Source organism: Methylocystis bryophila (genome assembly GCF_027925445.1).
In the GTDB taxonomy this organism is placed as follows: domain Bacteria; phylum Pseudomonadota; class Alphaproteobacteria; order Rhizobiales; family Beijerinckiaceae; genus Methylocystis; species Methylocystis bryophila.
Genome location: NZ_AP027149.1, coordinates 527,221 through 552,784, shown reverse-complemented (window position 1 = coordinate 552,784; position 25,564 = coordinate 527,221). Strand labels below are relative to the sequence as shown.

20 protein-coding genes, 1 tRNA gene, 1 pseudogene and 1 riboswitch are annotated in these 25,564 nt (G+C 63.1%); of the genes and pseudogenes, 14 read left to right on the top strand and 8 right to left on the bottom strand.

The window, feature by feature from the left end:
- The first annotated feature begins 29 nt into the window (after window positions 1-29).
- Window positions 30-368 carry an STAS domain-containing protein gene (locus QMG80_RS02545; protein ID WP_085771388.1) on the top strand — a complete coding sequence of 113 codons (339 nt, stop codon included), beginning with the start codon at window positions 30-32 and terminating at the stop codon, window positions 366-368.
- A 124-nt stretch (window positions 369-492) separates the two neighbouring features.
- Here the strand turns inward: QMG80_RS02545 and chrA are convergent, their stop codons facing one another.
- The 3 genes from chrA to QMG80_RS02530 form a co-directional block, all read right to left on the bottom strand.
- Window positions 493-1,734: a chromate efflux transporter gene (gene chrA, locus QMG80_RS02540; protein ID WP_085771387.1), complete on the bottom strand. Its 1,242-nt coding sequence runs from the start codon at window positions 1,732-1,734 to the stop codon at window positions 493-495.
- Window positions 1,735-1,893: 159 nt separating this feature from the next.
- On the bottom strand, window positions 1,894-2,415 hold the full coding sequence (locus QMG80_RS02535) for a retropepsin-like aspartic protease family protein (protein ID WP_158658694.1): 522 nt from the start codon (window positions 2,413-2,415) through the stop codon (window positions 1,894-1,896).
- Between the two features lie 730 nt (window positions 2,416-3,145).
- Window positions 3,146-3,219 (bottom strand) — tRNA-Cys (locus QMG80_RS02530).
- 405 nt (window positions 3,220-3,624) lie between these two features.
- Between QMG80_RS02530 and QMG80_RS02525 the strand changes: the two genes are divergently transcribed.
- Window positions 3,625-3,795 (top strand): hypothetical protein, encoded by a 171-nt coding sequence (locus QMG80_RS02525; protein WP_158658693.1) that lies wholly within the window; start codon window positions 3,625-3,627, stop codon window positions 3,793-3,795.
- A 173-nt stretch (window positions 3,796-3,968) separates the two neighbouring features.
- Here QMG80_RS02525 and QMG80_RS02520 read toward each other — a convergent pair whose 3' ends face one another.
- Entirely contained in the window at window positions 3,969-4,853 is an 885-nt protein-coding gene (locus QMG80_RS02520; protein WP_085773626.1) for a UTP--glucose-1-phosphate uridylyltransferase, read from the bottom strand.
- Between the two features lie 197 nt (window positions 4,854-5,050).
- On the opposite strand from QMG80_RS02520, the gene galE reads away from it, so the two are divergent.
- The 3 genes from galE (at window position 5,051) to rpmB (ending at window position 6,910) form a co-directional block, all read left to right on the top strand.
- Entirely contained in the window at window positions 5,051-6,043 is a 993-nt protein-coding gene (gene galE / locus QMG80_RS02515; RefSeq protein WP_085771384.1) for a UDP-glucose 4-epimerase GalE, read from the top strand.
- Between the two features lie 13 nt (window positions 6,044-6,056).
- Window positions 6,057-6,251, top strand: coding sequence for a hypothetical protein (locus QMG80_RS02510; protein WP_085771383.1), 195 nt, complete (start codon window positions 6,057-6,059; stop codon window positions 6,249-6,251).
- Window positions 6,252-6,610: 359 nt separating this feature from the next.
- Window positions 6,611-6,910, top strand: coding sequence for a 50S ribosomal protein L28 (gene rpmB / locus QMG80_RS02505; RefSeq protein ID WP_085773625.1), 300 nt, complete (start codon window positions 6,611-6,613; stop codon window positions 6,908-6,910).
- 307 nt (window positions 6,911-7,217) lie between these two features.
- Here rpmB and grpE read toward each other — a convergent pair whose 3' ends face one another.
- From grpE to gshB, 3 genes are read right to left on the bottom strand one after another with little or no spacing between them, the layout of a single operon-like run.
- Window positions 7,218-7,799: a nucleotide exchange factor GrpE gene (gene grpE, locus QMG80_RS02500; protein ID WP_085771382.1), complete on the bottom strand. Its 582-nt coding sequence runs from the start codon at window positions 7,797-7,799 to the stop codon at window positions 7,218-7,220.
- Window positions 7,800-7,853: 54 nt separating this feature from the next.
- A complete protein-coding gene (locus QMG80_RS02495; protein ID WP_085771381.1) occupies window positions 7,854-10,694 on the bottom strand; it encodes a [protein-PII] uridylyltransferase in 2,841 nt (946 codons plus the stop codon).
- Complete coding sequence (gene gshB / locus QMG80_RS02490; protein ID WP_085771380.1) at window positions 10,691-11,647, bottom strand: glutathione synthase; 957 nt, start codon at window positions 11,645-11,647, stop codon at window positions 10,691-10,693. The genes QMG80_RS02495 and gshB overlap by 4 nt, the downstream gene beginning before the upstream one ends.
- Before the next feature lie 262 nt (window positions 11,648-11,909).
- Between gshB and QMG80_RS02485 the strand changes: the two genes are divergently transcribed.
- Window positions 11,910-12,566: an RluA family pseudouridine synthase gene (locus tag QMG80_RS02485; protein WP_085773624.1), complete on the top strand. Its 657-nt coding sequence runs from the start codon at window positions 11,910-11,912 to the stop codon at window positions 12,564-12,566.
- Window positions 12,567-12,715: 149 nt separating this feature from the next.
- Here the strand turns inward: QMG80_RS02485 and QMG80_RS02480 are convergent, their stop codons facing one another.
- Window positions 12,716-13,330: a L,D-transpeptidase gene (locus tag QMG80_RS02480; RefSeq protein ID WP_085771379.1), complete on the bottom strand. Its 615-nt coding sequence runs from the start codon at window positions 13,328-13,330 to the stop codon at window positions 12,716-12,718.
- A gap of 220 nt (window positions 13,331-13,550) precedes the next feature.
- Between QMG80_RS02480 and QMG80_RS02475 the strand changes: the two genes are divergently transcribed.
- The 8 genes and pseudogenes from QMG80_RS02475 to QMG80_RS02435 all read left to right on the top strand — a co-directional run bounded on the left by QMG80_RS02475 (window position 13,551) and on the right by QMG80_RS02435 (window position 25,550).
- A complete protein-coding gene (locus QMG80_RS02475) occupies window positions 13,551-14,480 on the top strand; it encodes a histone deacetylase family protein (protein ID WP_342586576.1) in 930 nt (309 codons plus the stop codon).
- Between the two features lie 196 nt (window positions 14,481-14,676).
- A pseudogene (locus tag QMG80_RS02465) lies at window positions 14,677-15,567 on the top strand (IS630 family transposase).
- 258 nt (window positions 15,568-15,825) lie between these two features.
- A riboswitch (Fluoride riboswitch) is annotated at window positions 15,826-15,887 on the top strand.
- A gap of 1,331 nt (window positions 15,888-17,218) precedes the next feature.
- The gene (locus QMG80_RS02460; RefSeq protein ID WP_245300174.1) at window positions 17,219-18,940 is read left to right on the top strand and encodes a SulP family inorganic anion transporter; all 1,722 of its coding nucleotides are present in this window, start codon (window positions 17,219-17,221) and stop codon (window positions 18,938-18,940) included.
- Between the two features lie 14 nt (window positions 18,941-18,954).
- On the top strand, window positions 18,955-20,952 hold the full coding sequence (gene hyfB, locus QMG80_RS02455; protein WP_085771377.1) for a hydrogenase 4 subunit B: 1,998 nt from the start codon (window positions 18,955-18,957) through the stop codon (window positions 20,950-20,952).
- Window positions 20,949-21,902 carry a respiratory chain complex I subunit 1 family protein gene (locus tag QMG80_RS02450; protein ID WP_085771376.1) on the top strand — a complete coding sequence of 318 codons (954 nt, stop codon included), beginning with the start codon at window positions 20,949-20,951 and terminating at the stop codon, window positions 21,900-21,902. The genes hyfB and QMG80_RS02450 overlap by 4 nt, the downstream gene beginning before the upstream one ends.
- Window positions 21,902-22,567, top strand: a complete 666-nt coding sequence (locus QMG80_RS02445) for a hydrogenase-4 component E (RefSeq protein ID WP_085771375.1) — start codon at window positions 21,902-21,904, stop codon at window positions 22,565-22,567. The genes QMG80_RS02450 and QMG80_RS02445 overlap by 1 nt, the downstream gene beginning before the upstream one ends.
- A complete protein-coding gene (locus QMG80_RS02440; protein WP_085771374.1) occupies window positions 22,564-24,015 on the top strand; it encodes a hydrogenase 4 subunit F in 1,452 nt (483 codons plus the stop codon). Before QMG80_RS02445 ends, QMG80_RS02440 begins: the two co-directional genes overlap by 4 nt.
- Window positions 24,016-24,032: 17 nt before the next feature.
- Window positions 24,033-25,550 (top strand): hydrogenase large subunit, encoded by a 1,518-nt coding sequence (locus QMG80_RS02435; protein ID WP_245300172.1) that lies wholly within the window; start codon window positions 24,033-24,035, stop codon window positions 25,548-25,550.
- The last annotated feature ends 14 nt before the right edge of the window (window positions 25,551-25,564 follow it).

The following is a 25,564-nucleotide window of genomic DNA, read 5'->3' as shown; positions in this document are numbered from 1 at the left end:
CCGGGCCACCGTCATCGAGGAAATCAAACATGGACCTGACGCATGAGATTTCGGAAGACATGCTGGTCATCAAGCCAAGGGGCCGCGTCGACAGCGACACGGCCGGCGCCTTTGAGGCGCGCTGCGCATCGCTGATCGGCGAAGGACCGACCAAGGTGATCGTCGACTTTTCCGAACTGGATTACATCAGCTCCGCCGGCCTGCGGGCGCTGCTGATCGCCGCGAAGACAGCCCAATCGCTCGGCGGCGCGCTCACGCTTTGCGGGCTGCGGGGAGGCGTCGAAAAGGTGATGTCGGTAAGCGGCTTCGATACGCTGCTCGGCGCGCACGCCGGGATTGCGGAGGCGGCCGCGGCGCTGCAGGGCTGAGCGCGCTCAGGGCATGTCACGGAAAACTGCGAAGCGGTTTTCCGGTCAGGACATGCTCTAAGTTTCTAACTTGGCGCGATTCCTTATCGCTCGAACGATTCCGTTCGAGCGATAAGGAATCGCGCTAGCCGATCAGGAAAAAATAGCGCAAGAGGCCGAGCGCCTCGGCCGCGAGCGCCGCAAAGAGCGCGACGGCGACCGGCGGCGCGCGCCAGATTTCGAGCAGCAACCAGCAGATGAGCGCAAGGCCGAAGTCGCCGGGCGTGCGCACGGCGGTCGTGAAGACCGGCGCATAGAGCGCGGCGGCGAGGAGGCCGACCACGGCGGCGTTGACGCCTTTGAGCGTCGCCTGCGCCTGCGGCTCGCGGCGCAGCTTCTCCCAAAAGGGCAGCGCGGCGAGGAGCAGCAGGAAGGACGGCAGATAGATCGCGACGAGGCAGAAGAGCCCGCCGCGCCAGCCCGAAAGCGGGGCGTCCGCCGCGGCGCCGAGAAAGGCCGCGAAGCTGAAGAGCGGCCCCGGCACGGCCTGCGCCGCCCCATAGCCCGAGAGAAACGCCTCCTTGCCGACAAAGCCGGTTTGGACGACCGCCTCCTGCAACAAGGGCAGCACGACATGCCCGCCGCCGAAGACGAGCGCGCCGGTGCGGTAGAAATTCGCGAATAGCAGCGTCGTGCGATCTCCCGTCACGCTCGCCGCGAAGGAGGGCAGCACGAGAAGCAGCACGAATAGAACGAAGGCGCCCGTCGCGACGGGGCGGGAGACGAGCGGCGCGGGCAGCGGGGCCGGCTCGGGCTTCGCCTCCGCGGGCAGGTAGCGCCAGCCGAGATAGGCGCCGATAAGAATCGCGGCGATCTGCCCCTGCGCCGAAGGAAAGGCGAGGACGAGGATCGCGGCGCCGACGGCGAGCGTCGCGCGCTCGCGATCGGGACAGAGATTTTTCGCCATCGCCCAGACCGCCTGGGCGACGACCGCGACCGCAAGGATTTTCAGCCCGTGAAGAAAGGCCATCGTCTCTGGATGCGCGACGAGGCCGATCCCATAGGCGAAAGCGATCATCGCCAGCGCTGAGGGCGCGGTGAAGCCGATCCAGGCCGCAAGGCCGCCCAGATAGCCCGCGCGCGTCATGCCGAGCGCGACGCCGAGCTCGCTGCTCGCGGGACCGGGGAGGAATTGGCAGAGCGCGACGAGATCGACGAAGGTCTCGGGAGGAACCCATTTGCGCCGCTCGACGATCTCGCTCCGAAAATAGCCGATATGCGCGATCGGGCCGCCGAAGCTCACGAAGCCGAGCCGGAGGAAGACGAGCAGGACCTCAAGGAGATGGGCGAGGCGGGGGCGGCTAAGCGTGTTGTTGGGAGCGGTCATGCAGCCGGTTGATATTTCGTCGGGCGGGTTCCCTCTCCCGCCCGCGGGAAGGGTTAGGGAGGGGGTTGCCTCGAACCGAAGCGATCTCCGCTATGCCCTATCACAGACGAGCCTTCAACGAGAGGAAGAAGCGATGGGACGGACGCACCAGCGCGCGGCTCAGCGAAGAATGAGCACATGCCGCTTGTTGTCGATGGACCAGGAGGGAAAGCGGCCCAGAAAACTCTGACCCAGAAGAATCGTCGCTTTGACGTCCGTGATCGAAGCCGTGACATTTTCGATTGTGATGTCGCCGACCTTCAAGGACTTAAGCCGAAAGCGCTGCGAGGGGACCTCCGAACCGTCGGCAAGCCTGTAGGTTTGACTGCCCAGAAAATCCTCCTCCGCGATCGTCCCGGTGCGGACCAGCGTCATGACCACGTCCGCGGGAACGAAGACTTCGCTTGCGCCGCTGTCGACAACGGCGTTGAGGGTAATCGCATCGTTGAAGCGCACGGGAACGACATAAACCCCGCCGTCAAGATCCATCTGCGCCTCCCCAGGCTCTGTGGGCGCCCGATTCGCGGCGGAGCCCTCGTTTGGCTGGGAGTCATAGGGGTTTGGCGCTCTCGGCATTTGCGCGGGATCGGCGGCGAAGAAGCGCAGCGCAGACTTGTGCGAGCCGCCTCCCAAGCCTGCCACCCAAACAAATCCCGCTCCGCCGGCCAATTGATAAATGGGCAAGCCAGAGCGGGCCGAATCTTGGAAATTGTCCAAGAAGTCCACAAGGAATCCGAGCCTTGGGCTGGTTCCTCGGGCGAGGATGGACCGCGCGCTCGGAGAGACGGGCCGTAACTCAATGCTTCCCCAAATGGCCATGACGCCTTTTGCCCCCTGCAAAATCTGCCGAGGGCGACCAAACCTTTTCGATAGACGGCCAATCTCGTCTTCTATGTTGGTAATATTGAAGAAAGCGGGCGTTATGGTCCTGTTTATGTAGGTGACCGTGTTGTTAAATTGGTGAAGAATAGTGGTAATTTGAACAGCGCCGTCCCTTTCCTCTCTAAGCTTACAGTAGATTGCGTCGATATATTGATCGCTGGTCGCGCATCGATATCGCTTATAGGCTCGGGAGTTTGGAGCGACCGGATCGCCTAGGCCCAGTCCGTCGACTGAATAAGCGCCGCCCATGTGTTCTCGGCTGCGGGCGTAAGCGTCCGTCTTCGCCCAGATGAGCGCAACGCCAAGGATGGCGACTATCGTCGAGAGCAAGCGCAACGCGATTTCCCCACGCGTCGGTCGGTTCGATCCGACCAGATTAAGGGGTTTTCGTCAACCGCTCGAGTGACGCGCGCCGTTGCTGCGATTGAGGTGAGGAGCGGGAACTTCGACTACGGCTCTTCGCCCTTAGGCTTCGCATGTCGCCGAGTTATGGAGGCCTCGGAGGGAATCGAACCCCCGTACAAGGATTTGCAGTCCTCTGCGTAGCCACTCCGCCACGAGGCCTTTAGAGCGCGCGTCATACAGGAGGGGCGGGGCCTGAGCAAGCAGGAGAAAAGGATAAGTTCCGGTGGGAGGCTCCGCGTGATCGCGCCTCGTCAGGGCTTCCCTCGCCGCGCGACTTGCAGCACTCTTAGCCTCGAATCGCCCGCGGCTTCGGCCGCCCTCGGCCTCCTCGCTGCAGGCGAGCCAGGAAGCTTTGCAATGCCCTTGTTGAAGAAAATCCTGCAATGGCAGGTCGAGAATCCTAACGCCACTTGGATCGGCTGGGGCATCGTCTGGGCCATTGTGCTGGGCATGTTCTTCTGGCCGCAATGCTAAAGGAGCGCCTCTGACCCGGCCTAATCCTAAGGAGCTCGCGAAGCGGGCGTCTCGAAGGATGGGCAAGAGGAGAATCCTGCGAGATTCGTCGTGGAGCTGCGCGAGGCCGGCTTCGACGTGGTCCTTTTTCAGCCGCGCCAGGTACGCGCCAATGCCGTCTATCGGCTGCGCCGGCTTTCGCGCCGTGCTCTCGACGCCGATCCTCTCATCCAGCGACGCCTTCCGTGGCGTGCTCTCGACGCATTTTCCGGTTCCGCATAGACCCTCTGAATATGTCATGACGGAGCTGCAGTGGCGACGTAAAGAAGCGCGCCGCCTTTTCCTCCAATTGCTGTGGAGCCTCACGGCGTGGATGCCCGCGATAAGCGCGGGCATGACGGAGGTGCGGCAATCGGTATGGAAATCGCGGGGCCGCCGCTTGCACCGCTTTAGGCTCAAGTCAGGTGCTTTGCGATCTCCGCCCGAAACGGCCCGCCGACCTCGGGATGCGCCAGGCCGAAGGCGATATTGGCGGCGAGGAAGCCGAGCTTGGAGCCGGTGTCGTAAGTCCTGCCGTCGAAGCGCACGCCGTGGAACGACTGCTGGCGGGCGAGCTCGATCATCGCGTCGGTGAGCTGGATCTCGCCGCCCGCGCCCTTCTTGCCTTGGGCGAGCAGCGCGAAAATCTCCGGGTTCAGGATGTAGCGGCCGGAGATCATCCAATTGCTCGGCGCCGTGCCTTGCGGCGGCTTCTCGACCATGCCGGCGATCTCGAAGCTCGCGCCGTAATCCTTGCCGATGGCGACAATCCCATATTGATGCGTCTCGCTCGGCTGGACCTCCTCGACGGCGATGATGTTGCCGCCGTGCTTTTCATGAGCCTCCACGGCCTGCGCGAGGCATCGGCTCTTTTTCGCGCCGCAGGCCATGGTGATCATATCCGGCAGCAGCACGGCGAAGGGCTCGTCCCCCACGATGTCGCGCGCGCACCAGACGGCGTGCCCCAGGCCGAGGGGCGCCTGCTGGCGCGTGAAGCTCGTCTCGCCGGCCTTGGGAAGGTCCGCCATCAGCGCTTCGTATTCCTTCTTCTTGCCGCGCCTCTGCAGCGTGTCCTCGAGCTCATAGGCCATGTCGAAATGGTCTTCGATCACCGATTTGCCGCGGCCGGTCACGAAGATGAAATGCTCTATGCCCGCCTCGCGCGCCTCGTCGATGACGTGCTGCACCACCGGCCGGTCGACGACGGTCAGCATCTCTTTCGGCACGGCCTTGGTCGCGGGAAGAAATCTCGTGCCGAGACCGGCGACGGGCAGAACGGCCTTGCGGATAGGCTTGGTCATGAGAAGATCCATGGGTCTGGCGGTTTCGGGTCGGCGGACCGACATGCTGGAATGAGCGCCGCAAACATATGCGAAGTTTTGCGATCGGAGCGCGCTTTGACGTTTGGACCCGGCGCGAAACCGCGCTAAGTCGACGGGCGATTCGCGCATCCGCCCGTTAGCATCGGGCGAGCGGCAGGCGCAAGCGGGAGCGGGGAATGGCGGTTCTTGTCACGGGCGGCGCGGGCTATATCGGCAGCCATATGGCGCTCGCGCTCGTGGACGCCGGCGAGGAGGTCGTCGTGCTCGACAATCTCTCGACGGGCTTTCGCTGGGCCGTGCCGGAAGGCGTCCCGCTCGTCATCGGCGATTTCGGCGACGAGGATCTCGTGACCGAGACGATCGCGCGCTACAACGTCAGCGAGATCGCACATTTTGCCGCCAAGATCGTCGTCCCTGAGTCGGTCGCCGATCCCCTCGGCTATTACCTCAACAACACGGCCAAGGCGCGCACGCTGCTCGAGACCGCGGTCAATTGCGAGGTGGAGCGCTTCATCTTCTCCTCGACCGCGGCGGTCTATGGCGACCCGTCGAAGAACCCGGTCGACGAGGACGAGCCGCTAAAGCCCGTGTCGCCCTACGGCCGCTCGAAGCTCATGGTCGAATGGATGCTCGAGGACACGGCGCGCGCGCACGGCCTTCGTTACGTCGTCCTGCGCTATTTCAACGTCGCGGGCGGCGATCCGAAAGGCCGCGCCGGCCAGTCGACGCCGAAAGCCACGCATTTGATCAAGGTCGCCGTGCAGGCGGCGCTAGGCTTGCGCGATAAATTGCAGGTTTTTGGAACCGACTATCCGACGCCGGACGGCAGCTGCGTGCGCGATTACATCCAGGTCACCGATCTTGCGCAGGCGCATCTTGACGCGCTGCGCCATTTGCGCGGCGGCGGCGACAACCTCGTCTGCAACTGCGGCTATGGGCGCGGCTTCTCCGTGCTCGAGGTCATCGAGACGGTGAAGCGCGTCGCGGGCGTGGATTTTCCCGTCGAGATCGCCGGCCGTCGCCCCGGCGACCCGGCCGCGATCGTCGCGGGCAGCGCGCGCATTCAGGAGCGGCTCGGCTGGAAGCCCCAGCACGACAGTCTCGAGGAGATCGTGCGCCAGGCGCTCGAATGGGAGCGCGGCCTCGCGAAGCGGCAGAGCGCGATGTGAAAGCGGGGAGCTGGTGCGCGATCAGGTGAGCTTACAGGTTTGCGACCTCGACGCCTTGATTGACGAGGATCATCCGGCGCGGATCATCTGGGCATATGCCGCGAAGGTCGATCTTTCCGTCCTCGAAGCGGATGTGAAATCGCGCGAGGGCGCGCCGGGCATGCCGCAAACCCACCGCCCTGTTTGCAGCCGCCTATCGGTGGAATAAGGCCCTCGTCAGCTTCCGCCAACGCCTGCAAGCCGCTGGAAAGTCACACAAGCAGGCCATCGTCGCCTGCGCCCGCAAGCTGCTCGTCTACGCCAACGCCGTCCTCGCCAGAGGCGCCCTTTGGCAAACATCATGATGGTTGCTCAGGATGAGGACTCGCGAGCGGGCGACTTCACCCGATGGCTTTGCAATGGTCCTCGCCGCGGTTGACGCGGACGCCTCTTCTCCCTTATAAGCGCTACATCGAAAGGCTCGAGCCTCGCGCGCGAGCCTTTTTTACGTTTCCCGCTCGAAGGTCCCGGCGCGGCGCGCCTTGCGTGTCCCGACCTTTTCGAGCGCCCCTCGAAAGGAAAAGAATCATGTCGCGGCGTTGCGAACTGACCGGCAAGGGCGTTCAGACCGGCAATCTCGTCAGCCACTCCAACCGCAAGACGCGCACGCGCTTCCTGCCCAATCTCGTCAATGTGACGCTTGTCTCGGACGCGCTCGCGCGCGCGGTGCGCCTGCGCATCTCGGCGGCGGCGCTGCGCTCGGTCGAGCATCGCGGCGGTCTCGACGCCTTCCTCGCCAAGGCGCGCGAGGAGGAGCTGTCGCAAAACGCCCGCGAGCTGAAACGCGAGATCGCGAAGAAGCGCGACGAAGCGGCCGCGGCGGCGTAGGGGCGGGCGGCGCTCATTTTCCTTCTGCCGATCGCGCTTGGAGCGAGCCTCAGGCGTGCCGTTTGTTGGCGCAGTCGTCAAGCTCACACTGCGCCTTCTATCTCCTGGCGGAGCATTGTCGGCGAGGCGAATCGGCCGTTGTCAAGGACGGGCCTTCGGCCGCCGCTAAGCGGCGCGAGCAAAGCTCGCGTCCTTGACAACCGCCGATCGCTCGCCAAACTCGCCGCCATGAGATGCAAGGCGTTTTAGAGTTACCGGCCCAAGGGCGCCTCTCCCCGCGAGAAGCAGGGAAACAGACACAAAATCCTCACCCTTTCGGGCCGCCCTTCGTCACGCCGACCTTGGCGGGCCGCAGCACGCGCTCGCCGATCATATAGCCGGGCTCGACCCATTGCGCGACGGTGCCGGCCGGCTGGCTCTCGTCGGGAATTTCATAAAGCGCTTCGTGCTTGTTGGGGTCGAAGCGATTGTCCGACGCCTCCATTTTCTTCACGCCGAATCGGGCGAGGCGAGAGAGAAAATCGCGCTCGGTGAGCTCGACGCCTTCGATGAGCGCCGCGACATGCGGCTCCAGCTCTTCCTTGGCCTTCGCGGGAAAGGCCTCGATCGCGCGGCGCAGATTGTCGGCGAGCGCCAGACTCTCGCGAGCAAAGCTCGTGACGCCGTAGAGCTTCGCGTCCGCGACCTCCTTCTCGGTGCGGCGGCGGAGATTTTCCATTTCGGCGAGCGTACGCAACAATTTGTCCTTCGCGCCAGCAAGCTCGGCGCGCAACGCCTCAAGCTCCGCAGCCGGATCGACGGGCGCCGGCTCCTGCGCAGCCGGCCTTTCGGCGCCGCCCTTGTTCGTATCATCTTGCTGCGGAAGGTTTTCGCCGTTCTCTTCGTTCATTTTGAAAGGTTCCCGTTCATTCTCGTTCCGGATATCAGGGCTGAAGTTGGAAAATCAAGACGCCGGGGCGTTGCCCACGCTATCGGGCGAGTGGGCAGTTCGCTTTTCGCCTGCCGAGGCGAAGATCTCGATGAGGTTGCGCCGGATCGCTCCCTGGCGCGACGGAGAGAAGATTTTATCTCCGGTCAAATCCTTGACGTAAAAAGTGTCGACGGCCCTCTCGCCGAAGGTCGTCACATGCGCCGAGACGATGTTGAGACTGAGTTTCGAGATGGCGTTCGTGAGCTCGAAGAGCAGGCCCTCGCGATCAAGCCCCGAGACCTCGATCACGGTGCAAACGGCGGACAGCGCATTGTCGATCAGGACCTCGGGGGCGATCGAGAAGGCCGCGGCCTGGGACGTTTGCGGCGCGCGCGCGCGGATCGCCTCGGAGATGATGATCTCGCCGCGGAGCGCCTTGTTGAGATAATGGGCGATGCGGCCGCCACGCCGCATCTCGTCCTCGTCGAATTCGAAGGTGCGCGAGCACAGGATCGTGTCGAGCGCGAGCCCATCCGCCGTCGTGAAGATATGCGCGTCGACGATGTTCACGCCGCTCGCCGCGCAGGCGCCGGCGATGGTCGACAACAGGCGCCGATGGTCCTGCGCGATGACGGTCAGCTCCACTGCGCCGCGCGCCTTGTCGAGGGCGACGGCGGCGACGAGCGGCGGGCGGTCGCTCGGAAGGTCCTGCAATAATTCCGCGTGGCGCAGTTTGTGCGGCAAATCCATCTTCAGCCAATAGGCCTGATAATGGCGGCTGGCGTAGGCTTCGAACTGCTCGTCGCTCCAATCGGAGAGGGCGGCGCGCAGCTCCGCTTTCGAGGCGGCCACCCGGCTCTTGCGATCGACCGCCGAATGTCCACCGCCCAGCACGACTTCCGTCTCCCAATAGAGCTGGCGCAGCAGTTGCGCTTTCCAGGCGTCGAGAACATTGGGGCCGACCGCCGCGATGTCGCACAGGGTCAGCACGAACAGAAGCTTGAGGCGCTCGAGGCTCTGCACGACAGCGGCGAAAGTCTCGATCGTGCGCGGATCGCTGATGTCGCGGTTCTGCGCGACGATCGACATGTGCAGGTGATGCTCGACGAGCCAGGCGACGGTTTGGGTCTCGCCCGGCTCGAAGCCCAGCCGTGGGCACAGGGCGAGCGCCACATCGCGCCCGGCGATGGAGTGATCTTCCTTGCGGCCTTTGGCGATGTCGTGCAGCAGCAGGCCCAGATAGAGCACCTTGCGGTTGAGAATTTTCGGCAGAATCTCCGCGATGAGCGGCTGGAACTGGGGAAGTCGTCCGGCTTCCATATCCGAGAGCGCGCCGATGGCGCGCAACAGATGCTCGTCGACCGTGTAATGATGATACATGTTGAACTGCATCATCGCGACGACGCGCCCGAAGTCGGGAATGAATCTGCCAAGCGCGCCCGTCTCGTTCATCTTGCGGAGCACGGATTCGGTCATGTTGCGCGAGAGCAGAAGCTCGAGAAACAGCCGATTCGCTTCCGGGTTGGCGCGCAGATCTGCGTCGATGCGGCGCAGGTTGCGGGTCACGCCGCGAAGCGCGTCGGGGTGCAGCGGCAGGCCGAGCTGGTCGGCGAGCCAGAAGAGTCGAATAAGATTGACGGGATCCTTGGCGAAGACCGAGTCGCCGCATGTGTTGAGCCGGTCGAAGTCGACCGTGAAATCCTCGGGCAGATTATTGATCTTGCGCCTGCGGAACGAGCCGAACATCCGGTCGAAAATCGCGCGCGGCTTCGCCTGGCGCGCTTCCAGCGCAGCGCAGACGATTCCGGTGAGATCCCCCACGTCCTTGGCGACCAGGAAATAGTGCTTCATGAAGCGCTCGACACGCGAAAGTCCCGCGCGGTCGCGGTAACCGAGCCGGTTGGCGAGTCTCGGCTGCATCTCGAAGGAAAGCCGCTCCTCGGCGCGTCCCGTTGCGAAATGCAGATGGCAGCGCACGCTCCATAAAAATTCCTCGCATCGTTCGAACAGGCTCATCTCGGCGCTGGTCAAGAGCCCCGCGGCGACGAGCTCGCGCGCTTCACGGACGCGATAGACATATTTGGCGATCCAGAAGAGCGTATTGAGATCGCGCAGCCCTCCCTTGCCCTCCTTGACGTTCGGCTCGACGAGATAGCGTGAGGCGCCGGCGCGGGCGACCCGCTGGTCGCGTTCCTCGAGCTTCGCGCCGACGAACTCGCGCGCGCCGACGCGCATGATCTCCCGATCGAATGTGGCCAGCAATTCCTCGAAAAGCTGCGCGTTGCCGAGAAGGAAACGCGCCTCGATGAGCGTCGTGCGGATCGTCATATCGATCTTCGAATGGCTCATGCATTCGGCGATGGAGCGCGACGCGTGACCGACCTTCTGACGCAGATCCCAAAGCACGTAGAGAATCGCCTGGGCGACGCTTTCGCCCCAAGGCGTCTGCTTGCTGGGCAGCAGGAACAAGAGGTCGATGTCGGAGCCCGGCGCGAGCGCGCCGCGGCCATAGCCGCCGACGGCCACGATCGTCAGCCGTTCCTCGAGGCCCGGATTGCCGGCGACGTGCACATAGCGGGAGACATAGCGATAGATCGCGCGGATGAGCTCATCCTCGAGATCGGAAAGAAAGCGCGCGCAGGCGAGGCCTTTGCCGCCGCTTTCGAGCGCGCTCCTTGCGACCGCGCGCCCGCTATCGAGCGCTGCGCGGAGCTCGTCGACGACCCTGGGCCGGGCCGCCGCGGGCGTCGGCGCCTCCGCGCAAGCCGCCGCGATGCGCGCGTCGAGCTCCGCCCCGAGCGCCTTCAGGTCAACCGGGGCGCCGGGCGGGCCGGAGAGAGCCAAAAAAGGCGAGGGCGGAATCGCGTCCATCATCGGCTCGCGCGTTGTTCGGCTCGACGTCGCTCGATCACGTCGATGATCGTCGAGGAGAGATCGGGGCCGCCGTGCCGGGCGAGCGCCCGCAGCCCCGTCGGCGAGGTGACGTTGATCTCGGTCAGCCAACCGTCGATCACGTCGATGCCGACGAAGAGCAGGCCGCGCGCCACGAGGGCGGGCTGAAGTCTTCCGCAGATTTCGCGCTCGCGCGGCGTGAGCTCCGTCGCAGAGGCGACGCCCCCGCGCACCATGTTCGAACGAATGTCGTCTAGCGCCGGGACGCGATTCACGGCGCCGAGGGCCTCGCCCTCGACGAGCAAAATGCGCTTGTCGCCCTCGACGACGCGCGGGAGGAATCGCTGCACGACCCAGGGCTCGCGGAAGGTCGTGGCAAAGAGGTCGAAGAGCGAGCCGAAATTCGGATCGCGCGCCGCGACCTTGAAGACGCTCGCGCCGCCATGCCCATAGAGCGGCTTCATCACGATCTCGCCGTGCCGCGCGCGAAAACGCTCGATCGCCGCCTTGTCGCGGGTGATCAGCGTCGGCGGCATGAGGTCGAGAAACTCGGTGACGAAGAGCTTCTCCGGGGCGTTGCGCACATGCGCGGGATCGTTGACGACGAGAACGCGCGACGAGATGCGCTCGAGAAAATGCGTGGAGGTGATGTAGGCGAGGTCGAAGGGCGGGTCCTGACGCAACAGCACGACGTCGACCTCGGCGAGATCGAGCTCGCGCTCGTCGCCGAGCGTATAGTAATCGCCTGGCTTGTCGCGCACGGCGATCTCGCGGGCGAAGGCGATGGGCCGGCCGTCCGCGAGCGAAAGGCGGTCGGGGGTGTAGAACCAGAGCCTATGGCCTCGGCGCGCCGCCTCGAGCATCAGCGCAAAGGTCGAGTCGCTGGAAAAGTTGATCTTTTCCAGGGGGTCCATCTGGACCGCGATCTCGAGCATCGGGGAGCCTTCCTTCGGAGGGATTCGCGGCTTCGACCGCGCCCTTGTCCCCGAGGTAATGCTTTTTCGATCGCCTGAGAAGCCCGCAGACAAACCGATCGGGGTGGGGGACAAAGAGGGGGACCATTCAGCCATAGGCGGAAATGTGCTTGCATAGGAGCCTGAAAAACCGGCAGGAGAGACGGCTTTGCTCGTAACGCGCGAAATTCGCCAGACTGGCGAGCTCGATCTCCAGGCGCGCCTGCTTCACCGCGACGGGCTGATGCTCATCGTCGACAAGCCGGCGGGCTGGCCCGTCCACCGGGGACCGAAGGGCGGCCCGAGCCTGGAGGATCATTTCGAGCAGCTTTGCTTTGGATTGCCGCGCGCGCCGGCGCTGGCGCATCGGCTCGACAAGGACACCTCGGGCTGCCTCGTGCTCGGCCGCCACCGCAAAGCGCTGGAGCTTCTGGGCAAATTATTCAAGCGCGGCGCGATCCAAAAGACCTACTGGGCAGTCGTCGAGGGCGGCCCGGCGGAGGACAGCGGCGAGATCGATCTGGCCCTCTCGCGCCTCGATGCGCAGCGCGGCTGGTGGATGCAGACCGACCCGCTGGGCCTGCCGGCGCGCACGAGCTGGCGCGTGCTCGGTCGAGGGATTGGGGCCTCCGGCGCGCCGCAGGCATGGCTCGAGCTTCGTCCGCACACAGGGCGCACCCATCAGCTGCGCGTCCACACGCAGGCGATGGGCTGGCCGATCCTCGGCGATCCCATCTACGGCTCGGGGCGGGGGGCCGGCGCGCCCCCGCTGCATCTGCACGCGCGCGCCCTCAGCGTGCCGCTTAAAGACGGCAAGCCGCCGACCGAGGCCGCAGCGCCCGCGCCGGCGCATATGCGGGACGCCTTGGCCGCTTGCGGCGGGTCGGCTCCGGCCGCCTGAGACTGCGGGGTCGCGACGCCGAAAAGAAAAATCCGGCGGAGGCCCCTTGGGCCGCCGGCCGGATCGCTACCCTGCCTGCGTGTTCCGTCTCGAGCGGCGGAGAACGTAGGAAGCTCTCACGCCGCCGCGTCGCGACGGCGGCGCGGCCGTCACATGACCACGACCTTGGTGCCGATCTTGACGCGGCTGTAGAGGTCGATGGCGTCAATGTCGCGCATTCTGATGCAGCCCGAGGAGACGCCCTGTCCGATCTTCTCCGGCTCGTTGGTGCCGTGGATGCGATACATCGAGTCCCGGCCGTCCGGATAATGGAGGTAGAGGGCGCGCGATCCGAGCGGATTGTCGGGGCCGCCGGGCAGGCCGCCAGCGTCCGCCGTCGGCTGCAGATGCGGCCAGCGCTGAAGCATGTCCTTCGGCGGCATCCAGCGCGGCCATTCCTGCATCGCGCCGACATAGGCCCGGCCGGTCCAGCCCATCGCATCCTGGCCGGTGGCGACGCCGTAGCGAATGGCCTTGCCTCCCGGCAGGATGTAGTAGAGGTAGTGAGCGTGGGAATCGACCACGATGGAGCCCACCGGCTCGCTCGTGCGATAATCGACTTGGTAGCGCTCGAATTCCGAAGGAATCGAAGCTTTCGGAGCGAGCGCGAGGAACTCTGCGTCACGACCCGAAACCCTCGGATCCGGAGTTTTTTGTCCGGCCACGTTGCAGCCCGCGAGAGACGCTGCGCCGAGCGCGACGAGGAACCATTTTGAAGGCGACATCGATTAACTCCTTTTGCCGCAGGAGAGCTTGAACAGTGGTTACCACAATCTTGCGGGATAAGGAGCTGCATGAAAACAATATAAATTTTGTGTGTCTTCGGCGCCACACTCTGTGCGTCTTTACCGCCACAGTAGAAGGCGAAGCAGGAAGTCTGGGAGCAAAGAAATGACGCATGATCTCATTAGCTTGCGACTCTTGCAGGCGTGAAGGGGCCAGTTCTTGCGCACGCTTCTCGTCACGCATCCGACGGCCCTCGAGCATGACATGGGGCGGGGGCATCCCGAGCGCCCGGATCGCGTGCGCGCGATCGACCGAGCGCTCGACGATTCGCGGTTCGAAAAGCTTGTCAGAATCCTCGCGCCCAAAGCCAGCCGAGAGGAGGCGCTGCGCGCTCACAGCGAGGGCTATCTCGACGCGCTGGAGAAGGCCTCCCCGAGCGAGGGTTTGACGCCGCTCGACGCGGACACGGCGATGAACGCGAGCACGCTCGACGCCGCTTACTTCGCGGCCGGCGGCGCGCTCGCCGCCGTCGCGGCGGTCCTGGAGAAGAGAGCGAAAAACGCCTTCGTCGTCGCGCGGCCGCCGGGCCATCATGCGGGCGTCTCGACTCCGATGGGATTTTGCTTCCTGAACAATGTCGCGATCGCGGCGCGCCACGCGATCGCGATTCATGGCGTCGAGCGCGTGGCGATCGTCGATTTCGACGTGCATCACGGCAATGGCACGCAGGAGATTTTCTGGGGCGATCGCAACGTGTTGTTCTGCTCGACCCATCAGGCCCCCTTCTATCCCGGCACGGGATGGCGCGACGAGACGGGCGAGCACAACACGATCGTCAACGCGCCGCTTTGCGCTGGCGCGGACGGAGAGCTTTTCCTGGAGGCGCTGCGGGAGGTCATCCTGCCTCGCATCAAAGCCTTCGGGCCGGATCTGTTGCTGATCTCAGCGGGCTTCGACGCGCATCGAGACGATCCGCTCGGCGGCTTGCGGCTCGAGGAGCAGGATTATTTCGAGGCGACCCAGCGCCTGGTCGAGACGGCCGAGACATGCTGCGGGGGGCGCGTCGTGTCCTCGCTCGAGGGCGGCTACCATCTCCACGCGCTCGCGAAGTCCGTCGCGGCCCATGTCGCCGCCTTGCAGGGCGCCTGAGACGATTCGTCGCTCAGGCGCGTGGCGTCGCCTTCGCCAAGGCGGGCACTGCAATCCTTGGCGTCTTGCCCGATTCCGCCAAGAGCCACGACAAGTTCCGCGCCAAGCATGAGCTCAAAATTCCCCTAGTGGATAAAATCTGACGGTTCAGTCCTGGAGGGATTCCCAGCGGGTCCTTCGGGTGCGAGTCTGGCGCATGCGCAATGGGATTTCCATCACTGTTTCGGGCGCGGATCGTAAGCGGCTTCAGGCGGTCGCGAGAGACCGCAACGCCGCGCAAAAGCATGCGTGGCGCGCTGAGATCGTCCTTCTCTCCGCGGAAGGGTTCGGCACGAATGAGATCATGCGTCGGACTGGCACGTCGAAGACTTGCGTCTGGCGCTAGCAAGAACGCTTCATGCAGGAAGGCTTCGAGGGTCTTCTGCGCGATAAGACACGGCCTTCTCGCATTGCGCGGCTTGGTGTCGACGTCGCCGAGCGCGTCGTCGCGCTGACGCTGCAGGAACCGCCCGACGAGGCGACCCATTGGACCGGCGCGATGATGGCCAAGCCGTTGGTCCTTCGGTGAGTTCGGTGCAGCACATCTGGCGGGCGCATGGGCTCCAGCCGCATCGCATCCGTCTTTTCAAGCTCTCCAGGGACCCTGAGTTTGTATCCAAGCTACGCGACGTCGTCCGGCTTTACGTGGACCCGCCAGCGCACGCTATCGTGCTCAGCGTTGACGAAAAGAGCCAAATCCAGGCGCTCGACCGAACTCAACCCGGCCTCTGGTGCTCAAAAAGGGCCGTGCCGGCACGATGACCCACGATTACAAGCGCCATGGAACGACGACCCTCTTCGCCGCGCTGAACGTGCTCGATGGCACGGTGGTCGGGCGTTCAACGCCGTCGAGGGGTTCTTCGCCAAGTTCACGATGCGGCGCCTGAAGCGCGGGGTTTTCTTCTCGGTTGCAGACCTCCAGGCCGCCATCAGTCGCTTCCTCGCAGACCACAATGGCCAGGCGAAGCCCTTCACTTGGACCGCCGATCCAGAAAAAATCATCGCCGCCGTCAGACGCGGGCACCAAGCGTTAGATTCAATCCACTAGCGTGTGCGGGACTAGGCGCTCTTTTTGGCCTGTTCGTCGGTTTCGCGGTGCTGGGCTTTCCCGTCTGTATAGCGAGCGCCGTAGTCGGCGCGATTTTCGGTGGTGCTCTGGGTAGAGCACGTGCGCTGACTTCTTGATCTGGGCTCGCACATCGGAGAAGGACGCGCAGCTGGACGCGGCAATCTCGATTTGCAACGCGGGTTGACTCTCTTCTTGAACCTCTGTACCTGACTGCTGAGATGGCTTCCCATGTATTGGTGCCATCCAGGGGATGGGGTGCCCCCGTAACCGCCGCAAAGGCTGATGACTCCTACTTGAGAGAGCAGCGCAACCGCGCCGCCATCAGTGGGAGTCTGTCTCAATGAACCAAGATATCGCTGTATTCCTTGTTCCCGGCCTCATCGCCCTTGGCGGTGCTCGCGGCCGCCAAGACATTGTGAGCAATAGAGGGCCTAGCCCCCCTTTATGTTTTCCTTATGCGCCGGCCTCGGTTTCGGCATGGCGCCCTTATGCGTCAAACTCTATTTTTGCCGCGTCAGTCATAGCAGGGCGCTCGCTCTAAACTTCTTGATCCGGAGCGAGTCCTTCTCGATCGCGTGATTCGACGCAATCGGGACGCGCTCTCTTGCTCCAACTTGAGACCAAATGGGCGGCGACGTTCGCTGGCGCATTGAAGTCCACGAGGCACTCCATCGTGCGCTGAAAATGGGAATGATTTTTTTGCACGCGCTGCGAGGCTCGGATCCTTCATTCCACGTGCGGAAGAGCAGGAGGTCGACAACATGATCCCAGTTACGAGAGAGAATGCTTGCGTTATGTCGCAACACGACGTATAAAGGTCGTGTTGCGACATTGGTAGCCTCCTTCTTCGTCGCGGCGCCCGCAACATATCGACGCTCGGGGAGCTTCGCTTGTCAGCCGGATTCGAAGGAGCTCACCCCTGCTTAGCGAGCGGCACAGAGAGGCCGACAGAGAATCGAGATCGCGAGAGCGGCGCTGACGACTACGAAAAAGCAACTGAAACGGGATGAAGTCGGAGAGCAGGATACAATGAAGCGGGAAATTCTAGCTGCGGTGGTTTTCACCACGTTAGCTTCTGTGTCCCTTAACCCGCCATCGTTGTTTGCGACGCTCACCGGCGCACCTTCTGGCGTCGAGCTTTCCGCGGCGCCCTCTTTGCAACAAAACTGACAAACGCGATTCAGAAAATCGCGTTGTCCTCGTAAAAACAAGGATGAACTGCACATGAAAAACGCCAAAGCGAAAAATTCCCGCGCCAAGGCTGCCTCACTCCTAGCGGCGCCGGCCGCTTTTTTAGGCGCTGCGATTTCCGCAGCCTCCCGCCTCCACGAGACTTTCGTGGAAGCCATCGAGAAGGTCGCGCTTTCGAAATGAGCTAGGCGCCGCTCAATTAGGTGTGGTTGGCGCTGCGAGCGGTGCTCGTATCGAAGATGAGACAAGTAAGCGCGGGGCGTTGGACGCGGCTTGGGGGGCGCGCGCTTCAATGACGGCGGATGAAATACAGACGCGCTTCAGAAAAACAACTCCACTCGGATGCTGTTACTGAATCGGCATTGAGCCGAAGCATGTTTCTCGGTTGCGAAATAGCAATGAGAGCCGACAGCGAACGACAATAGGAAAGATGAAACCGATGTCAGATTGTGCGCTCCCAAGAACAGGTTTTGCCGGTCTCGTCGAGAACTGGCGCGCCGACGTGCTTTCCGGCTTCCTGGTGTTTCTCATCGCCTTGCCCTTGTGTCTCGGCATCGCGATGGCTTCCGGCTTTCCGCCTCAGGCTGGCATCATCTCCGCCGTTGTCGGCGGCTTGTTGGTGTCCCGCGTCAGCGGCTCCTTCGTGACGATCAATGGCCCTGCCGCAGGACTGATCGTGGTCATCCTGGAATCCGTGCACGCACTCGGCGGCGGCAATGCGGTCGCGGGATATCGCTACACTCTGGCCGCCATCGTCTGCGCCAGCGTCATCCAGATGCTTCTCGGCATATTCAAAGCCGGCAAGCTGAGCGCGTTCTTCCCGACCTCCGCGGTCCACGGCATGTTGGCGGCGATCGGCATCATCATCATGGCGAAACAAGTCCATCTGATGCTGGGCGTTAAGCCGGATGCGGAGTCGCTGTTCCAAACCATCGGCGCCATACCCTCTAGCATCCTCAACCTGAACCCCGAGGTGGCGATCATTGGTGGACTCGGCCTGGGCATTCTCATCCTCTGGTCGATCATTACCAACCGCTACGTCAAGATGATCCCCGCGCCTCTGGTCGTGGTCATCGTGGGCATGGCGCTCGGGCGCTACTTCGACCTCGAACATCAGCATCTCTATCTCTTCTTGCCGGATAAGCCGTTTCCGTCGCATCACGAATTCGCCGTGGGGCCCAAATTTCTGGTCACTCTTCCGGAGAATTTCTTCGCGGGCTTTGCGTTTCCCGATTTCTCCTTAGTGAGCAAGGGAGAATTCTGGGTGCAGGTCGTGGCGATCTGCCTGGTCGGGAGCCTGGAGAGCCTTTTGAGCGCCGCGGCGGTCGACAAGCTTGATCCCTATCGGCGCACGTCCGACCTTAACCGGGATTTGGCCGCGGTCGGCGCCGGAAACGCCATCTCCGGAATGATTGGCGGTCTCCCGATGATCGCGGAAATCGTCCGCAGCTCCGCGAATGTCACCAACGGCGCCAAGACCAGATGGGCCAACTTCTTCCACGGTCTGTTCCTGCTGGTTTTCGTGGCGCTGTTTCCGAAGCTGATCCATCAGATTCCGATCGCCTCTCTGGCTGCGCTACTTGTCTTCACGGGCTATCGCCTCGCCTCGCCGAAGGAGTTCAATAAGACGCTGGAGGTCGGCTGGGACGCGCTCGCCGTATTCGTGATCACGATCATCGGCGTGCTTGCGACGGATCTGCTGATCGGCGTCGGCATTGGCATCGTCGCCGAGTTCCTCTTCCACTTCCTGCGAAGCGTCCAATGGGGCGAGGTGGTCAGCCTGCGCCACAGGGTCGTCGAGACGGAGCCCGGGGTCCTGCAGGTTCGGATAAGCGGCGCCGCCTTCTTCGGGAACTACCTCTTCCTGAAGGGGGATCTCGCGGCCCTGCCACCTAAGAAGACGGTCGTCTTCGACTTGTCCGAGGCGGCGAGCATCGATCACACGGTGATGGAATATTTGCATCACTTCTGCGAAGATTATGAGCGGAATGGCGGGCGGACCGAATTCCACGGCCTCGAGCAGACCGTGCCGACCTCCAATCATCCACTCGCGCCGCGCAAGCGTCCTGCCTTCACTCAAGCGCGCTCCTTTGCGCGGGAGGATCGCTCGCGAGCCGAGCCAATGGAGCCTTCAGTCGCGCCATTGGAAACATCCTTTTAAGGTAAAGGAAGTCTATGCCGCTCTACTTTGCATTGGCATGCGTCGGCGCGCTGCTCGGCCTCGCGGGATTTGCAATCGTTCAAGGAGGACGGGACAACGCCAGCGAGCGAATCTACAAATACAGCGCCGGGCTCAGTCTGGCGCTGACCCTCGCGGTGATGATTCCGAGAGGCGCGAGCATTCTCACGACAACCCTGCCGCTCGGCATTCCGTGGATCGGCATGCACTTCCGTCTCGACGCGCTCAGCGCCTTCTTTGTCGCCGTCATTGGCATCGGCGGCGCGGCGGCCAGCTTCTACGGCGTCGGATATGGCGCGCATGAAAAGCATCCGTCGCGCGTGCTGCCTTTCTTTCCGGCCTTCATCGCAGGCATGACTTCCGTTGTGCTGGCGGACGACGCCTTCACGTTTCTGGTCTCCTGGGAGTTCATGTCCCTCGTTTCCTGGGCGCTGGTGCTAACGCACCATGAGGACGTCGAGAACAGGAAGGCTGCGTATATCTATCTCGCCATGGCGAGCTTCGGCACTTTATGCCTGCTCATGGCTTTCGGCGTGCTTGGCGGCGTCGACGGCGCCTATGATTTCGCCTCGATCCGCGAGGCGTCCAGGCTGCCCTGGAAAGCGGGCGTGGTGCTGTTCTTGGTGACTCTCGGCGCCGGCTCGAAAGCCGGACTCGTTCCCCTGCACATTTGGCTTCCGCTCGCGCATCCCGCGGCTCCGAGCCATGTCTCCGCGCTCATGAGCGGCGTTATGACCAAGATCGCCGTCTACGGATTTATCCGTGTCGCGTTCGATCTTCTTGGGCCACCGGACTTCCTATGGAGCATTCATCCGCTCGTCTTCGGCACCCTCAGCGCGCTCGTCGGTGTGCTGTTTGCGACGATCGAGCCCGACCTGAAGCGACTGTTGGCCTACAGCACGATTGAGAACATCGGCATCATCTTCATCGCGCTCGGCCTCGCCCTCGCCTTCAAAGCCAACGGCCAGGCCGTGCCGGCCGCCTTGGCCTTCACGGCGGCGCTGCTCCATGTCTTCAACCACATGCTCTTCAAGAGCACGCTCTTCTTCGGCGCGGGCGCGGTGCTCTCCGCTACCGGCGAGAGGAACATCGAGCGTCTAGGCGGACTGATCCACGGCATGCCCAAAACCGCCTTTCTATTTCTCGGGGGCTGCGTGGCCATTGCTGCGCTTCCGCCGATGAACGGCTTCGTCTCCGAATGGCTGACCTTCCAAGCGATCCTGCTCAGTCCATCATTGCCGCAGTGGATTCTGAGGCTGATCGTTCCCGCCGTCGGCGTGGGGCTCGCTTTGACCGCCGCTCTCGGCGCCGGCTGCTATGTCCGCGCCTTCGGAATAGCTTTTCTCGGCCGGCCTCGATCGCCTGCGGCGGAGACGGCGAAAGAGACCGATGAATGGTCGCTTGGCGCGATGGCGGGTCTCTTCGCCCTCTGCCTGCTGGCGGGCGTTCTGCCCGGTTATATGATCGACACCATCTCGCCAGCCGCAGCCGTCTATGTCGGCGGCAGGATGCCGGCGCAGGACGCCATTCCCTGGATGACGATCGCCCCAATCGCCGAGAGCCGTAGTCTCTACAACGGCCTTCTCGTGCTCGCCTTCATCATTATTTCGTCGGTAGGCGTCGCCAAGCTCATTCACAGATATGGCTCGCGCGACACGCGCCGAGGACCTGCGTGGGGTTGCGGTTACGTCGATCCGAGCCCGATGACGCAATACAGCGCGAGCAGCTTCGCGCAGCCGGTTCGAAGGGCGTTTGGCGCCTTCGCCTTTTCAGTGCACGAGAGCTTGGACATGCCCCTACCGGGGGAGACGCGAGCTGCAAGCTTCACGGTCACAATCGGGGATCGCTTCATGAGATACTTCTACACGCCGATATCCACGGCGGTCTGGTTCGGCGCCGAGAAACTGAACGTGGTGAACTTCCTCAGCATCCAAGGATATCTCGCCCTCGTCTTCGTCGCGCTCGTCGCCTCGCTGATCATCATCGCGCTATGACGCTCATTCTAGACCTCCTCGCGCAGGGGGCGCAGATGCTGCTGGTGCTTGCGCTCTCGCCGTTCCTGATCGGTTTCACGCGCAAAGTGAAGGCGCGTCTCCTGCGCCGTCGCGGGGCTCCCGTCCTGCAGCCCTATTACGACCTGCTTCGGCTTTTGAGAAAGGAGGCCGTGATCGCGGACAACGCCTCCTGGCTCTACCGCTCAGCGCCTTACGTCGTTTTCGCGACGACCTGGGTCGCCGCGGCTCTCGTGCCGACCTTCGCGACTGGATTGACGTTCAGCTGGGTGGCCGATTTGCTGGCGATCGCCTCTCTACTAGGCGCGGCGCGGTTTACATTGGCTTTGGCGGGCATGGACATCGGAACGAGCTTCGGCGGCATTGGCTCGAGCAGAGAGGCGATGTTCGGCTCTTTCGCCGAGCCGGCGACGATCATGATCGTGTTCATCGTGTCCTTGGTCGCGGGTTCGACCCAGCTGTCGGTCGTGGCGGCCCATATGGCGTCGAACCCCGAGCTGAGAGTCTCGGTCGGTTTCGCTTTGGTCAGCCTTCTGATCGTCGCGATCGCCGAGAACGGCCGCATACCCGTCGACAATCCAGCGACCCACCTCGAATTGACCATGGTGCACGAAGCCATGATCCTCGAATATTCGGGCCGTCACTTGGCGATCATCGAGCTGGCCTCCGCTCTCAAGCTGCTACTTTATGTCTCGCTGATCATTTGTATCTTCCTCCCCTTCGGGCTCGCGAGCCACGACGCGGGGCTCGAAGCGATGGCGATCAGCGCGGTCTTCTATGTCCTCAAGCTCGCCACCGCGGGCTTCCTGCTCGCGCTCTTCGAAGTATCCACGGCGAAGATGCGCGTGTTCAGGGTTCCAGAGTATCTCGGGATCGCGCTGATGCTGGGGTTGTTGGGAACTCTCCTCCTCTTCGTCACTCGGAGCCTTTGATGACGAATCTTTCGCTCGACATCGCGCAGTTTCTCGCGGGCAGCCTCGTGCTCGTCAGCTTCATGCTGCTCTACCAGGACCGTCTCTCCGGCCTGATCAACGTGTATGCGCTGCATGCTCTTTTGCTGACGCTTTCGGTGGCGTGGCAGGCCTACGTGCAGGAGGCTCCCCATCTCTATGTGACGGCCGGGATCGCCTTGGTCTTCAAAGCTCTCATCATTCCGCTGAGCCTCAAACAAATCATACAGCGGCTACGCATTCACCGAGAGGTCGAAGTCGTAGGCGGAATTGGGCCGACGATGCTCATTGGCATTTCCCTCGTCGCGCTGTCCTTCGTCACTGTGCTCAGGGTGACGAGTCAGGGGGATGATCCCTTCTCGCGTCAGGATGTGGGATTCGCGCTTTCCATCATCCTGCTCGGTCTTCTGATGATGGTGACCCGCCGAAACGCGGTCAGCCAGATCATCGGCTTCATGTCGCTCGAAAACGGGCTCATTCTCGCCGCCGCCGGCGCCAATGGGATGCCGCTCGTGGTCGAGTTCTCCATCGCTCTCTCCGTTCTCGTCGCCTTCATCGTGATCGGGATCTTCCTGTTTCGCATTCGCGAGCGCTTCGACACAGTTGACCTGTTGGAACTTGATCGCGTGCGGGAGGCTCGTCGATGATCTCGGAAGTCTTCTCGCTGTCCACCGCCCTCGTCGCGACCCCGGCGGTTGCCGCCTGCGTGCTCGCGATGGGAGAGGGAGATTATCGCCGGTCGGCGCGGAACAACGTCGTCGCTTGCGCAGTGACGTTTTTCCTGGCGATCGTTCTCCTTCTCAAAGGGAAGGCGGACGGAAGCTTCCTATTCGTCGACGACCTCAACATCGTCTTCGTCGCGCTCTCGACTCTCGTGGGTTTCACGACAAGCGTGTTCAGCGCCAGCTACATCGCGCATGAGATCGAGACCGGCCGGCTCACGCCCTCCAATCTGCGATTCTACCACGCGATGTATCAATTTCTGATGTGTGCGATGAATCTCGCTCTGCTTGCGAGCAACATCGGGTTGATGTGGGTGGCCGTCGAGGTGGCGACGCTGACGACCGTCCTGATGGTTGGCATCTATCGCACGCATGAGGCTCTGGAGGCCGCCTGGAAATATTTCATTCTGGGCAGCATCGGCATTGCGCTGGCGCTCTTCGGCACCACGCTCGTCTACATGGCCGCCGAGCCCGTGCTGGGCGAGGGATATGACGCGATGGTGTGGTCGTCCCTGATGGGCCAGGCCGCTCGAATCAGCCCCGGACTGCTCAATCTCGCTTTCGTTTTCCTTATGGTGGGCTACGGGACCAAGGTGGGGCTCGCCCCTATGCACGCATGGCTTCCCGACGCGCATGCCGAGGGTCCAACGCCGATTTCCGCGGTGTTGTCGGGACTGCTGCTGAACGTCGCGCTCTACGCCGTTCTCCGCTTCAAGATGCTTCTGACGGCGAACGCCGCGGCAGTGACGCCCGGCCCCATGCTGATGGTTCTCGGTCTCGGGTCCCTCATTTTTGCAGCCTTCATGCTCTATAGGCGCGACGACATCAAACGGCTCTTTGCCTATTCCTCTATCGAGCACATGGGAATCATCACTTTCGCCTTCGGCATGGGCGGCCCGCTCGCCAATTTCGCCGGCCTTCTGCACATGGCGATGCACAGCCTGACGAAATCGGCGATCTTCTTCGCGGTAGGCCACATTGCTCAGGTCAAGGGAACCCAGAAGATCGCCGACATTCGCGGCCTGACGGTCAGCCATCCGTTGTTGGGTTGGGGGCTTGTCGTGGGCGTGCTCGCAATCTGTGGCATGCCGCCTTTGGGCGTTTTCATGAGCGAGTTTCTCGTCGTCAGCTCCACCTTCGCACGGCAGCCGTGGCTAGCTGTTCCTCTCGTCATCGGGCTGCTTCTCGCCTTCGGCGCTCTCCTCATGCGACTGACGAGCATGGCTTTCGGTGAGCCGAGCGAGAGCCGCGGCGAAGTTCAGGCTTCCTTCGCGCCGCTAGCCGTTCATCTCGGCCTCGTTCTGATTGCGGGTCTGTATCTGCCTCCTTATCTCGTCGCGTGGTTCAAGACCGTCGCGAATCTTCTTGGGTAGGAATGAAGGGGTCGCAGATGGTTGGCATGCTCCAAAAAGAAAAACTGGCTTCGTCGGCTTTCCCCATTCCTTCTCGCCCGTGGCCGCGAGAGGTGGTTGGCGCTGCGGGGTGGAAGCGCACGATCGAGGAGATTGCAAGCGGCGCGAGCGACATGCTCAGCCTTTGGAGCGACGGCGCCTGGGTCTATCTGGGCGTCTTCGAGAAGGACACTGTCCGCATCGTTTCCTTCGACTGCGGCGCAGAAAAATCCTATCCCGCGGTGGGATATCTCCATCCGCCCGCGATCAGGCTGGAAAAGGCGATCCGGGATCTTTTCGGCTTGGAGGCGGAAGGCGCAACGGACCGGCGCCGCTGGCTCGACCACGGCCGATGGGGCCTCCGCCATCCCGGAGCCGGGCCGGAAACTGCGGAGGCGGGGGGCGACCCGTACACGTTTCTCCCTGTCGAGGGCGGTCCCCTCCATCAGATTCCGGTAGGACCGGTTCACGCCGGCATCATCGAACCCGGACATTTCCGTTTTTCGGCTAACGGCGAGGTGGTTGTCCGACTCGAGGAGCGGCTGGGGTTCGTCCACAAGGGAATCGATCAGCTCCTACAGGGAGCGCCCATCGATCACGCCGCAAAAATCGCGGCGCGCGTCTCCGGCGACAGTACTGTCGCCTATGGCCTGGCCTTCGCGCAGGCCGTCGAGGCGGCTCTCGAGATCGAGGTTCCCGAGCGCGCGACGCATCTGCGGGCGCTCATGGCTGAGCTCGAACGACTCGCCAACCACTTCGGTGATATCGGAGGGATCTGCAACGACGCGGCCTTCTCGTTGATGCTCGCACATTGCGGCGTCATTCGCGAAGAAATCCTGAGGGCGTCGGCCGAATGCTTCGGCCATCGGCTTATGATGGATCGCGTGGTTCCCGGGGGCGTCATGGCCGATCTGACCGCCGCGGGGATCGCCGCGCTGCGCGCGCTTGTTGAACGGATCGAGTCCCGCCTGCAGCGACTGATCGCCGTTTATGGCGACACGACCTCCCTTCAGGATCGTACCGTCGCGACCGGCGTCCTCGATCCGCGGCTCGCGGCGCAATTTGCGTGCGGCGGCTTTATCGGCCGCGCCTCGGGCCGAACTTTCGACGCGCGTAAGGCGATCGGCTACGCGCCTTATCCTTCGCTCTCATTTGATGTCGGGTCGGCAACCGGGGGCGACGTCGACGCGCGCGTATGGGTTCGTTTCGACGAAGTGAAGGCCTCTCTCCAAATCCTCAAGCAGGTGCTTGACCGCCTACCGAACGGCGAGCTCGCGACGAAAGTCGACGCGAGCCGCGCGGAAGTCTGCGAGGGCGCGTCACTTGTCGAAGGTTTCCGCGGCGACGTGCTCGCTTGGCTGCGCATCGAAAAGGGCGTCATTCGCTGCGCGCACCTGCGGGACCCGTCGTGGTTCCAGTGGCCGTTGCTGGAAGCCGCGATCAAGGGGAACATCGTCGCCGATTTCCCTCTGTGCAACAAATCCTTCAATTGCTCCTACTCGGGGCACGACCGTTAAGCCGAGTGCGCACT